The sequence below is a fragment of the Kosakonia sp. CFBP8986 genome (assembly GCF_034044935.1).
Taxonomy (GTDB): Bacteria; Pseudomonadota; Gammaproteobacteria; order Enterobacterales; family Enterobacteriaceae; genus Kosakonia; species Kosakonia cowanii.
Window position 1 is genome coordinate 41,797 of the sequence record NZ_JAXCXB010000005.1, and the last position, 12,077, is coordinate 53,873.

A 12,077-nucleotide genomic window follows, 5' to 3' on the forward strand; every position below is an offset into this window, starting at 1 on the left:
TTTAGGGTGTTATCAAAACGTTACGATATGTTTGTGTTATCTTTAATACAGACCCTGATAAGCATCAGGGTAAAGCTATCCCTGTAATAAAGGAGGAGCACATGTCGTCGACCCTACGCGAAGCCAGTAAGGACACGTTGCAGGCAGAGAACAAAACGTACCACTACTACAGCTTGCCGCTGGCTGCGAAACAACTTGGGGATATTTCGCGCTTACCCAAGTCCCTGAAAGTGTTACTTGAGAACCTGCTGCGCTGGCAGGATGGTGAATCCGTCACCGAAGAGGATATCCAGGCGCTGGCCGGCTGGCTGAAAAATGCCCATGCCGACCGGGAGATCGCCTATCGTCCGGCCAGGGTTTTGATGCAGGATTTTACCGGCGTACCGGCCGTTGTTGACCTCGCCGCCATGCGCGAAGCGGTTAAACGCCTCGGCGGCGATACCGCCAAAGTGAACCCGCTCTCACCGGTCGATCTGGTAATTGACCACTCGGTCACAGTCGACCACTTCGGTGATGATGACGCGTTTGAAGAGAACGTACGTCTGGAGATGGAGCGCAACCACGAGCGTTATGCCTTCTTACGCTGGGGCCAGCAAGCCTTTAGCCGCTTCAGCGTCGTGCCACCGGGTACCGGTATTTGCCACCAGGTTAACCTGGAGTATCTGGGCAAAGCGGTCTGGAGCGAGTTGCAGGATAAAGAGTGGATTGCTTATCCGGACACGCTGGTAGGTACCGACTCGCACACCACCATGATCAATGGTCTCGGCGTGCTGGGCTGGGGCGTGGGCGGGATTGAGGCCGAAGCCGCTATGCTCGGTCAACCCGTATCAATGCTTATTCCCGATGTGGTTGGTTTTAAACTCACCGGCAAGTTGAGTGAGGGCATTACCGCGACGGATCTCGTGCTGACCGTGACGCAGATGCTGCGTAAACACGGTGTGGTCGGGAAGTTTGTCGAATTTTACGGCGACGGGCTGGACTCGCTGCCGCTGGCCGACCGTGCAACCATCGCCAATATGGCACCAGAATATGGCGCAACCTGCGGCTTCTTCCCGATTGACAGCGTCACGCTCGGCTATATGCAGTTGAGCGGACGTAGCGAAGAGCAGGTCGCACTGGTCGAAGCCTATGCGAAAGCGCAGGGGATGTGGCGTAATCCGGGCGATGAGCCGGTCTTCACCAGCACGCTGGCGCTTGATATGGGCGAGGTTGAGGCGAGCATCGCCGGACCGAAGCGTCCGCAGGATCGCGTAACCCTTAATGAAGTGCCGAAAGCCTTTGCCGCCAGCACCGAGCTGGAACTTAACACCGCGCAGAAAGATCGCAAACCGGTCAGCTATGTTCACAAAGGCCATCAGTATGAGCTGCCGGACGGCGCGGTAGTCATCTCTGCGATCACCTCCTGTACCAACACCTCTAACCCCAGCGTATTGATGGCTGCCGGCCTGCTGGCGAAGAACGCGGTAACCCTCGGGCTGAAACGCCAGCCATGGGTGAAAGCCTCGCTGGCACCGGGATCGAAAGTAGTTTCCGACTACCTGGCGCAGGCACGTTTAACGCCATACCTCGATGAGCTGGGCTTTAACCTTGTCGGCTACGGCTGCACAACCTGTATTGGTAACTCCGGCCCGCTGCCGGAACCTATCGAGCAGGCGATTCGCGAAGGCGATTTGACTGTTGGCGCGGTGCTGTCGGGTAACCGTAACTTTGAAGGCCGTATTCACCCGCTGGTGAAAACCAACTGGCTGGCTTCGCCGCCGCTGGTTGTCGCCTATGCGCTGGCCGGGAATATGAATATCAACCTTGCCACCGATCCGCTCGGGGTCGATCGCAAAGGCGATCCGGTCTACCTGAAAGATATCTGGCCATCGAGCGCCGAGATTGCGCGTGCGGTTGAGCAGGTATCAACCGATATGTTCCGCAAAGAGTATGCGGAGGTGTTTGAAGGCACCGACGAGTGGAAATCGATCGAGGTTGAGCGCTCCGATACCTACAGCTGGCAGGATGATTCCACCTATATCCGTCTGTCGCCCTTCTTTGACGAGATGCTGGCAGAGCCGAAACCGGTTGAGGATATTCACGGTGCCCGCATCCTTGCGATGCTGGGGGATTCAGTGACTACTGACCATATCTCACCGGCGGGCAGTATCAAAGCGGACAGCCCGGCAGGGCGCTATCTGCAAAGCCATGGCGTGGAGCGGGGTGATTTTAACTCCTACGGTTCCCGTCGCGGTAACCATGAAGTGATGATGCGCGGCACCTTTGCCAATATCCGCATTCGCAATGAGATGGTCCCGGGCGTCGAGGGCGGCATGACGCGCCATCTGCCGGGTAGTGAAGTGATCTCTATCTATGACGCAGCGATGCGTTATCAGCAAGAGGGCACGCCGCTGGCGGTGATCGCCGGGAAAGAGTATGGCTCCGGCTCAAGCCGTGACTGGGCTGCGAAAGGTCCGCGCCTGCTTGGCATTCGCGTGGTGATTGCCGAATCCTTCGAACGTATTCACCGCTCGAACCTGATTGGTATGGGGATCCTGCCGCTGGAGTTCCCGCAGGGCGTCACGCGTAAGACACTGGGCCTCACCGGGGAGGAGCGGCTGGATATTGCCGATCTGCAAAATATCAAACCGGGTGGCGAACTGCCGGTGACCTTAACGCGTGCCGACGGCTCGCAAGAGGTGATTCCGTGCCGCTGCCGTATTGATACTTCGACAGAGCTTACGTACTACCGTAACGACGGCATCCTGCACTATGTGATCCGTAATATGCTCAACTAAACAAAAAGGCCTGCTTCTGCAGGCCTTTTTTTATTACTTCAGCAGATGTCCCATCTTTTCCGCTTTCGTATCGAGATAGTGCTCATTCTTCGGATTGCGTCCCACAATCAGCGGCACGCGCTCAACGATATTGATCCCGGCTTCGGTCAGGATCTCCACTTTCTTCGGGTTATTGGTCAGCAGACGTACCTCATCCACCGCCAGCAATTTGAACATATCAGCGCAGAGGGTGAAGTCACGCTCGTCGGCGGCAAAGCCAAGCTGGTGGTTGGCTTCGACGGTGTCATAGCCCTGATCCTGCAGCGCATAGGCGCGGATCTTATTCAGCAAGCCGATGTTACGGCCCTCCTGACGATGATAGAGCAGGACACCGCGGCCCTCTTCAGCAATGTGATTCAGCGCCGCTTCAAGCTGGAAGCCGCAGTCGCAGCGCAGGCTGAACAACGCATCGCCGGTTAAACACTCGGAGTGCACACGTGCGAGAACGGGCAACTGCCCGGAAATATCACCATACACCAGGGCCACATGATCCTGTCCGGTTGCCAGTTCTTCAAAACCCACCATCAGGAAGTCGCCCCATGGGGTTGGCAGTTTGGCTTCTGCCACACGTTTAAGTTGCATGTGAATCTCCGGATTATTTGGGCGCAACGCGCACCGTTAACCTGTAAGTTTTCTGAGTCGCGCCATTTTGCCACAAGGTGCCTGACGACGCCTACATCTGCGCGGTGAATACCGCATAAACGCACAAATGCGCCGTTTCAGCGAAACTGTCATTTTTCGGTTATGATTGTGTCACTTACGCACAAGGAGATGAGATGCTGTCTATTGCTAAGCGAACAACCGCCGGTGCGGCGATTTTATTAATTATGCCGCTGGCGGTCTGGATCTCCGGCTGGCACTGGGAGCCCGGGCAAAACCACTGGTGGCTGCGTGTGCTCTTCTGGATGACCGAAACGGTGACGCAGCCTTGGGGCATTATCACCCACGTTGTACTTTGTGCCTGGTTCCTGTGGTGCTTACGTTTTCGCCTGAAAGCCGCATTGATGCTTTTTGTCATCCTCGGCTGCGCGATTGTGGCCGGGCAGGGGGTGAAATCCTTTGTCAAAGGGCAGGTGCAGGAGCCACGCCCCTTCGTCTTATGGCTGGAAAAAGAGCATGCTGTCCCAACCGATCACTTCTACAGCCTGAAGCGCAAAGAGCGCGGCGCGCTGGTAAAAGAGCAGCTCGCTAGCCAGCATGATATTCCGGGGTTTTTACGTCACCACTGGCAAAAAGAGACCGGATTTGCTTTCCCGTCCGGGCACACCATGTTTGCGGCAAGCTGGGCATTGCTTGGCGTCGGGCTGCTGTGGCCGCGCAGAAGAACCTGGACTATCGTGATTCTGCTCGCCTGGGCGACGAGCGTGATGGGCAGCCGTCTGTTGCTTGGCATGCACTGGCCGCGCGATTTAGCGGTCGCCACGCTTATCTCCTGGATTCTGGTCACGCTGGCGACATGGCTGGCACAGCGCATCTGCGGGCCGCTCACGCCGCCAGCGGAAGAGGTGCCGGAGATCGTCGAGCGTGACAGCGAGACTTGATTTCCATCATTTTGGCCGCAAATCAGAAATTAACATTATGCATCCCCATTTCGCGGCGGGCGCTAAAATGGTAGTTTATAAGGCTTGTGGCAGTCAGTTGCACATAAATTCATCGCACGAACCACATAACGGGATGTAATGTGAAATATTTACTCATTTTTCTACTGGTGTTAGCGATTTTTGTCGTGTCGATTACGCTTGGTGCGCAAAACGATCAGCAAGTCACGTTTAATTATCTCCTTGCACAGGGTGAATATCGCATCTCTACGCTGCTGGCCGTGCTGTTTGCTACCGGCTTCGCGATCGGCTGGCTGATTTGCGGTCTCTTCTGGCTACGCGTGCGTGTTTCTCTCGCGCGTGCAGAGCGTAAAATCAAACGCCTCGAGCAGCAGATTGCTCCCGCCGCGGACGTTCCGGTTACGCCCGGCACGCCGGCGGTGAAGGAATAATATTTTATGCTGGAGTTGCTGTTTCTGTTGTTGCCTGTCGCAGCGGCCTATGGCTGGTACATGGGGCGCAGAAATGCTCAACAAACTAAACAGGATGAGGCTAACCGGCTGTCGCGTGAATACGTTGCCGGGGTTAACCTTTTACTGAGCAATCAGCAGGATAAAGCGGTAGACCTCTTTCTCGATATGCTGAAAGAGGATACCGGCACGGTTGAGGCACACCTTACTCTCGGGAATCTGTTCCGCTCGCGCGGCGAAGTTGACCGCGCTATCCGCATCCATCAAACCCTGATGGAGAGCGCCTCCCTCTCTTACGATCAGCGCCTGTTAGCGGTGCAGCAGCTTGGCCGCGATTATATGGCGGCCGGGATGTACGATCGCGCCGAAGATATGTTTAACCAACTGGTGGATGAGACCGATTTTCGCGTCAGCGCGCTGCAACAGCTGCTGCAGATCTACCAGGCGACCAGCGAATGGCAGAAAGCGATCGACGTCGCTGAACGCCTTGTGAAGCTCGGTAAAGATAAGCAGCGCGGTGAAATTGCCCACTTCTATTGCGAGCTAGCGCTGCAGCAGATGGGCAATGAAGATATGGATCGCGCCATGGCGCTGCTGAAGAAGGGCGCAGCAGCCGATCGCGATAGCGCGCGCGTCTCTATCATGATGGGGCGCGTCTTTATGGCCAGCGGTGATTACGCGAAAGCGGTAGAGAGCCTGCTGAAGGTGATCGATCAGGATAAAGACCTGGTCAGCGAAACGCTGGAGATGCTGCAAACCTGCTATTTGCAATTGGGTAAAACCGATGAGTGGGCGGATTTCCTGCAGCGTTGCGTCGAGGAGAATACCGGTGCTGCCGCCGAACTGATGCTGGCAGAGATCGTTGAGCGCCGTGAGGGGGCAGATGCCGCGCAGGGATACGTCACGCGCCAGCTACAGCGTCATCCGACTATGCGTGTGTTCCATAAACTGATGGACTACCACCTCAACGAAGCGGAAGAGGGGCGCGCGAAAGAGAGCCTGATGGTGCTGCGCGAGATGGTAGGCGAGCAGGTACGCAGCAAGCCGCGTTATCGCTGCCACAAGTGCGGTTTTACGGCCTATACCATGTACTGGCACTGCCCATCCTGCCGCGCCTGGTCGACGGTTAAACCGATCCGCGGCCTCGACGGCCAGTAATTTTTTAAAACCGCCTTTTTTAGTTACAACATACTTAAGAGATTTTCTAAGACGGTTTCATCAACTCCTGTGCGGTCAGCGCTTTGCAGGTAAGGGGAACTGTCATTTCGCTCGCGGCGCAGGTAGAATGCTGCCCGTTTATCCATTTTGCGCCTGAGCGGGTGCCCTCATTTCAGAAGGTCTGATCATGACGTCCACTGCTTTATCGACTTCCCGCGCGGTTACCGACTCTCCGGTCGTTGTCGCCCTCGATTACGCCAACCGCGACAGCGCCCTGGCTTTTGTAGACCGCATCGATCCGCGCGATTGCCGGCTGAAAGTGGGCAAAGAGATGTTCACGCTCTTCGGGCCGCAGTTCGTGCGTGAGTTACAGCAACGCGGGTTCGATATCTTCCTCGATCTGAAATTCCACGACATTCCCAATACCACGGCGCATGCGGTAAAAGCGGCGGCCGATCTTGGCGTCTGGATGGTCAACGTCCACGCCTCGGGCGGCGCGCGCATGATGACCGCAGCCAAAGAGGCGCTGTTACCATTTGGCGCAGATGCACCGCTGCTGATTGCGGTTACCGTGTTAACCAGCATGGAAGCGAGCGATTTACAGGATATCGGCATTACCGCCACGCCTGCGGAGCATGCCGAACGCCTGGCGCGTCTCACTCAGCAGTGTGGGCTTGATGGCGTGGTCTGCTCGGCGCAGGAAGCGGTGCGTTTCAAAAGCGAGCTTGGGCACGCCTTTAAACTGGTCACGCCGGGTATTCGCCCCCAGGGCAGCGACGCAGGCGATCAACGCCGGATTATGACGCCCGAGCAGGCGTTGCAGGCCGGTGTTGATTATATGGTAATTGGCCGCCCGGTTACGCAGTCTGTCGATCCGGCGCAAACCCTGAAAACAATCAACGCCTCGTTAGGCAAGGGGAGAGCATGAGCGATAACAACAGCCGTCTGGTCTACTCCACCGAAACCGGGCGCATTGATGAAGAGAAAGCGCCCGTAGAGCGCCCAAAAGGCGATGGCATTGTGCGTATCCAGCGGCAGACCAGCGGACGTAAAGGCAAAGGCGTCTGTTTAATCACCGGTATCGATCTTGATGACGAGGCGCTAACCAAACTGGCAGCAGAGCTAAAGAAAAAATGCGGCTGCGGCGGGGCAGTGAAAGAGGGTGTTATTGAGATTCAGGGTGATAAACGTGACCTGCTGAAAACACTGCTGGAAGCAAAAGGCATGAAAGTAAAACTTGCCGGTGGCTAAAAAAAGAAAGGCCGCGTTATTCACGCGGCCTTTTATTTACCTGTTTTTTAAATCAGACCTGAAAGAAAGTAGATTTCTTGATATTTATTTGCCGTAATACCGACTAATTATTTACCGACCTGATGGCCAATAATACCGCCGACTGCCGCGCCGCCCAGCGTGCCGAGCGTGCTGCCGTCTGTTAATACAGCACCACCAAGCGCACCCGCACCCGCGCCAATCGCGGTGTTACGAGAACGTTTATCCCAGTGACCACAAGCACTCAGAGACATTGCCAGGGTAACTGCCAGTACTGCCGCGGCCATTTTTTTACTTGTTAACATCATCATACTTTCTCCTGAATAATCGATTCACGGAACCAGAGGCTCTCTAAGTATAGTCTTAGAAATAATCTCAAAGATCTTCCGTGAAACCTTGCTGCGCAGGGGGTAATGCAATCACCTGAGTGATAATTACTCCCTGTTATATCGCTGATAATAATTTTACGCAGCGGCACGCAACAAACCAGGTAAAAACTCTTAATAAAATGCTCAGAATCGTCTCAGAAAAGAGAGAGATAGCCCGCCCTGGCGGGCAAAGGGATCAGGCATTGGTTGGAGTTTGAACTATATCGATAATTAACGCCGCTTCTTTAAGCTGGCGCTGTGCCTCAGCGGAAATGGCATCATCTGTAATCACCCGCTGAAAGCGGTCAACCGGGCCAAGTGTGTAAGGGTGTACCACGCCAAATTTTGAGCTGTCCGTCAGCACAATCGCCTCGCTGCCTTTTTCCAGCACCGCGTTCACCACATCGGTGCGCATCATATCGCGCCCGGTAAAGCCCGTTTCCGGCTGCCAGCCATCAATCCCGATAAAGGCTTTACTGAAATGCACCTGGGAAATGTACTGGCGCGTCAGCGGCCCTACCATGCTTTCGCTCTTTTTCTGGTAAATGCCGCCGAGCAGAATCACTTCGCACTGCGCCGATTTAAGCAGATGCGCAATATAGCTGCTGACCGTAATGATGGTGATGTCCCGCTGCTCGCCAAGCTTGCGGGCGAGAAGGGCGTTGCTGCTACCGTTCTCAATAAACACTGTTTCACCGGCGCTGACCAGCGAGGCGGCAAAGTCAGCCAGCTCGCGCTTAACGGCATAGTTAGTCAGCATGCGTGTTTCGACGTCTTCGCTGTCGAGCGGCACGGCAAACCCGTGGGTACGACGTAAATAGCTCTGCTTTTCCAGCGTATTCAGATCCTGGCGAATCGTCACTTCAGAAACGCCGGTCATGCGAGCAAGATCGGCGACGCTCATCTGACCTTTGTCGATGACCGTTTGCAAAATAAGTTGTTGTCGGGAATTCATAGCCACACTTTTTATCTTTCGCGCGAATGTAAATCGCCACGACTGCGGTGGCATTCCCGGCTGCCGCGTCATGGCGAAAAGAGATTACTTAAATTTCCCAGGGCGTTTTCTGCGTGCCTGAATGGGGGGACTGGTCGCTGTTATCGATATCCCGCAACTCCGTCTTAAGAATTTCCAGATTACGGATAGCGGACTGATAATCTCCGGCCACCAGAATATCAAGCACGGTATCGATCCGGGCGGCCAGCTGTTTTACATCGATCTCTGCCATACCTTCACCTTCATATCGAAAAACGAATAAATTCAATGATGCAGAAAAGCGTTTAAAAAGAGAAGGGAAAAAAGCGCATCTCAACGGCTTCTCTGCATGAAGTATATATTCATCTCTCCGCCCGTGGTCGGTTCAGCGCGTGACGTAGTCTTTTCAGGCGCGCAACGCGCACTATCTGGAGGAATACGCAATGACGATAAGTAATCAACCGACCTGCAAACTCTTTACCGATGAACAACGTTTCACGCAACTCTCAGGTTTTTACGAAGAGGAGCGGCGCACCGTGTGGATGATGCTGCGCGCCAGGCCGCGTCCCTGCTTCAACCACCAACTGATTGAGGAGATCATGAACCTCTCCTGGCTGGTCAGGCAGAGCGGATTTGCCGTCGACTTCTGGGTCACCGGATCGCTGGTTCCCGGTATGTTCAACACCGGCGGCGATCTGCACTTTTTTGTCGAGTGCATCAAAAACGGGCGGCGCGAAGCGTTGCGCGCTTATGCCCGCGCCTGCGTTGACTGTGTGCATGCCGCTTCACGTGGTTTTGACACCGGCGCAATTTCGCTGGCGATGATCGAAGGGAGCGCGCTCGGCGGTGGGTTTGAAGCCGCGCTGGCGCACCATTTTGTGCTGGCGCAGCGCGATGCGCGCCTCGGTTTCCCGGAGATCGCCTTTAATCTCTTTCCCGGCATGGGAGCCTACTCATTAGTCACGCGCCGCGCGGGGATGAAACTGGCGGAAGAGCTTATCTACAAAGGGGAGTCCCATTCGGCGGAATGGTATGCGCCAAAAGGGCTGGTCGATATCGCGTTTGAAGAGGGACAAGGCTTTATGGCCGTGCGTACCTTTATCGATACGCTGCAACCCCGCCTGAATGGCGTGCGGGCGATGCTCAGAGCGCGTCAGCGTGTGCTGCAACTGCCACGCAGTGAGCTAATGGATATCACGGAAGATTGGGTAGATGCCGCCTTCTGCCTGCAAGCGAAAGATATCGCCTATATGGAGCGCCTGGTGCTGTTGCAAAACCGCCATACGGCGGTTGCGCTCAGTAAAGCCGGTTAACGCGCCTTGCGTGGCTGGTAGCGTGTAAACCAACGTTCAAACGCGGCAGCGGGCATCGGTCTGGCGAACAGAAACCCCTGCCGCTCATGGACGCCGTTGTCGGTCAAAAACGCATCCTCCTGCGCACTCTCCACCCCTTCCGCAATCACCTGCAGATTAAGCGCCGCCGCCACCGCGACAATGGCGCGCACCAGCGATTGCGAAATCGGTTGTTGATGAATATCGCGCACGAAACTCTGGTCGAGTTTGATAGCGTTAAGCGGAAAGCGCGCCAGTTGTGACAGTGAGGAGTAGCCGGTTCCAAAGTCATCCAGATGCACCTGCGATCCCAATGCGCTGAACTGCTGTATCACCGAGAGCGCCAGCGCTTCGTTTTCGATTATGCAGCTTTCGGTCAATTCAACATCAATCGGACAGTCAGCAAAATGAAGCTCGCTGAGCGCCCGTTTCAGATCGCTAAAGATGGTCTGATCGGCCAACTGTCGGGCAGAAACATTCACCGCCACGCGCAGGTTAATCCCCTGGTCGCGCCATTGCGCCACTTGCCGTACCACATCCAGCATCACCCAGCGACCGAGCGGCACAATCAGGCCGGACTCTTCGGCGTAGGAGATAAAATCGAGCGGTGGGATCAACCCGCGTTCGGGCGACTGCCAGCGCACCAGCGCTTCGAGGCTGCGCACTTCGCCATCCCGATTCACTTTCGGCTGGTAGTGAATCACCAGTTGCTCTTTATCCAGCGCCTTGCGCAGATTGGTATCGAGCCAGAGGTACTCAAACACCCGCTGGTTCATCTCGGCGCAAAATACGCAAAACTTGCCGCGACCGTTCTCTTTGGCGGTATACATCGCGGTATCGGCATTGCGGATCAGATTTTCGCGATCGTTGCCATGTTCAGGGGCAAGAGCGATACCAATCGAGCAGCCGGAGTAGATCTCAATCAGCCCGATACGGAACGGCGCGCGCAGCCGACACAAAATGCGCGATGCCATCGCTTCCAGCGCCATTTGCGAGGTATTCGTCGCCAGCACGATAAACTCATCGCCGCCAAGACGCGCCAGCACCTGGCCCTCATCAAGACAGCCTAATATGGCCAGCGCAACAGCCTGCAGCAGCTGGTCGCCAAACATATGCCCGTAGGCATCGTTCACTTTTTTAAAGTTATCGAGGTCGAGATAGACCACGCCGACCTGAGTGTCGCCGCGTGCGGCAATCGCATCGCTGATGCGATCCTGGATAGCGTTGCGATTGGGTAAACCGGTAACGGTATCGGTATTCGCCAGCACCCGCAGCCGCTCCTGGGCATGGCGCTCCTCGGTAATGTCGGTACCGGAGCAGATAAGGTAAACCTCGTTTTTGCCGCTGCCGCTGTGCACAAACTTATTGCGAAAGATAAACAGCCGCTGGCCTTTACGCGTCTTTACCCAGCGCTCCACTTCATAAGAAGATCCATCGCGGAAAAATTGGGTGATGTTGCGCTTTGAGGCCGCCGCTTCGCTGCGGCTCATAAACAGCTTAAAGACGTTCTGCCCAATCACTTCATGCTCTTTCAGGCCGGTGTACTCTTCGCTCAGGCGGTTAAAACGCTGAATGTTGCCCAGCCGGTCAAGGATGACAATCACTGAATTGGCTTCCGACACCACCTGCTCTGCAAAGGAGAGACCCTGCACCAGATCGCGAGCGACTGCCTGGGTATCGTCCCATGCCGATACGCTACCCGCCCAGGCGTTACGGGTAATTTTGCGCCCGACAAGGTGAACCGTCACCTCTTCGCCAAACAGGGTGAGGGGCATGGTCAGGCTGGAGGTGATCACCGTCATCGCGCGGATCTGCGCCGCCTGCTCATCGGTCAGCGCGACCACCTGCGTCGTATCGGCATGCTCTTCAGGGGCGAAATGCAGGGCGTTGCTGTCAGCCGTAAGCCGCCAGTAAGGACTGTGTGAACCCAGATAGCGAAACAGCACGCTCTGTTCCTGCGTCTCTCTCATGCGTTCTCCCAACCTACCCGCCACAGGACGGGCACCTGTTGATGACCGACAACCGCCGTTAATAACAGGACGGTTCTCCGTTAACGTATTGTTTTTATAGGAGTGTTGAGTAAAGCGTTACCTGGTGTGGAAAAGCAGAGACGGCTGCCGCACGCAAATGTGGGCGGTAAACAAACCGCTGCAT

The 12,077-nt window shown here is 55.6% G+C and carries 12 protein-coding genes; 7 read left to right on the forward strand and 5 right to left on the reverse strand.

Annotated elements, in window-relative coordinates; translation table 11 throughout:
- The first annotated feature begins 101 nt into the window (after positions 1-101).
- Positions 102-2,777 carry an aconitate hydratase AcnA gene (acnA, locus tag SOM48_RS12515; RefSeq protein ID WP_313161441.1) on the forward strand — a complete coding sequence of 892 codons (2,676 nt, stop codon included), beginning with the start codon at positions 102-104 and terminating at the stop codon, positions 2,775-2,777.
- Positions 2,778-2,810: 33 nt separating this feature from the next.
- Here the strand turns inward: acnA and ribA are convergent, their stop codons facing one another.
- Entirely contained in the window at positions 2,811-3,398 is a 588-nt protein-coding gene (ribA, locus tag SOM48_RS12520) for a GTP cyclohydrolase II (RefSeq protein WP_054803444.1), read from the reverse strand.
- A 194-nt stretch (positions 3,399-3,592) separates the two neighbouring features.
- On the opposite strand from ribA, the gene pgpB reads away from it, so the two are divergent.
- The 5 genes from pgpB (at position 3,593) to yciH (ending at position 7,233) form a co-directional block, all read left to right on the forward strand.
- A complete protein-coding gene (pgpB, locus tag SOM48_RS12525) occupies positions 3,593-4,357 on the forward strand; it encodes a phosphatidylglycerophosphatase B (RefSeq protein WP_054803443.1) in 765 nt (254 codons plus the stop codon).
- Between the two features lie 140 nt (positions 4,358-4,497).
- Positions 4,498-4,806: a LapA family protein gene (locus SOM48_RS12530; protein WP_023478720.1), complete on the forward strand. Its 309-nt coding sequence runs from the start codon at positions 4,498-4,500 to the stop codon at positions 4,804-4,806.
- 6 nt (positions 4,807-4,812) lie between these two features.
- Positions 4,813-5,982, forward strand: coding sequence for a lipopolysaccharide assembly protein LapB (gene lapB / locus SOM48_RS12535; protein ID WP_023478853.1), 1,170 nt, complete (start codon positions 4,813-4,815; stop codon positions 5,980-5,982).
- A gap of 187 nt (positions 5,983-6,169) precedes the next feature.
- Positions 6,170-6,910 carry an orotidine-5'-phosphate decarboxylase gene (pyrF, locus tag SOM48_RS12540; protein WP_312198709.1) on the forward strand — a complete coding sequence of 247 codons (741 nt, stop codon included), beginning with the start codon at positions 6,170-6,172 and terminating at the stop codon, positions 6,908-6,910.
- Entirely contained in the window at positions 6,907-7,233 is a 327-nt protein-coding gene (gene yciH / locus SOM48_RS12545) for a stress response translation initiation inhibitor YciH (RefSeq protein WP_139966272.1), read from the forward strand. Before pyrF ends, yciH begins: the two co-directional genes overlap by 4 nt.
- Before the next feature lie 107 nt (positions 7,234-7,340).
- Here the strand turns inward: yciH and osmB are convergent, their stop codons facing one another.
- The 3 genes from osmB to yciZ form a co-directional block, all read right to left on the reverse strand.
- A complete protein-coding gene (gene osmB / locus SOM48_RS12550) occupies positions 7,341-7,559 on the reverse strand; it encodes an osmotically-inducible lipoprotein OsmB (protein ID WP_034812242.1) in 219 nt (72 codons plus the stop codon).
- Positions 7,560-7,815: 256 nt separating this feature from the next.
- Complete coding sequence (gene yciT, locus SOM48_RS12555; RefSeq protein WP_313161446.1) at positions 7,816-8,574, reverse strand: DNA-binding transcriptional regulator YciT; 759 nt, start codon at positions 8,572-8,574, stop codon at positions 7,816-7,818.
- 88 nt (positions 8,575-8,662) lie between these two features.
- Positions 8,663-8,845, reverse strand: a complete 183-nt coding sequence (gene yciZ / locus SOM48_RS12560) for a protein YciZ/DeoL (RefSeq protein ID WP_128482875.1) — start codon at positions 8,843-8,845, stop codon at positions 8,663-8,665.
- Between the two features lie 190 nt (positions 8,846-9,035).
- Between yciZ and SOM48_RS12565 the strand changes: the two genes are divergently transcribed.
- Positions 9,036-9,905, forward strand: a complete 870-nt coding sequence (locus SOM48_RS12565; RefSeq protein ID WP_054803438.1) for a crotonase/enoyl-CoA hydratase family protein — start codon at positions 9,036-9,038, stop codon at positions 9,903-9,905.
- Here the strand turns inward: SOM48_RS12565 and pdeR are convergent.
- Positions 9,902-11,893: a cyclic di-GMP phosphodiesterase gene (gene pdeR, locus SOM48_RS12570; protein WP_054803437.1), complete on the reverse strand. Its 1,992-nt coding sequence runs from the start codon at positions 11,891-11,893 to the stop codon at positions 9,902-9,904. The genes SOM48_RS12565 and pdeR overlap by 4 nt on opposite strands.
- Positions 11,894-12,077 lie beyond the last annotated feature (184 nt).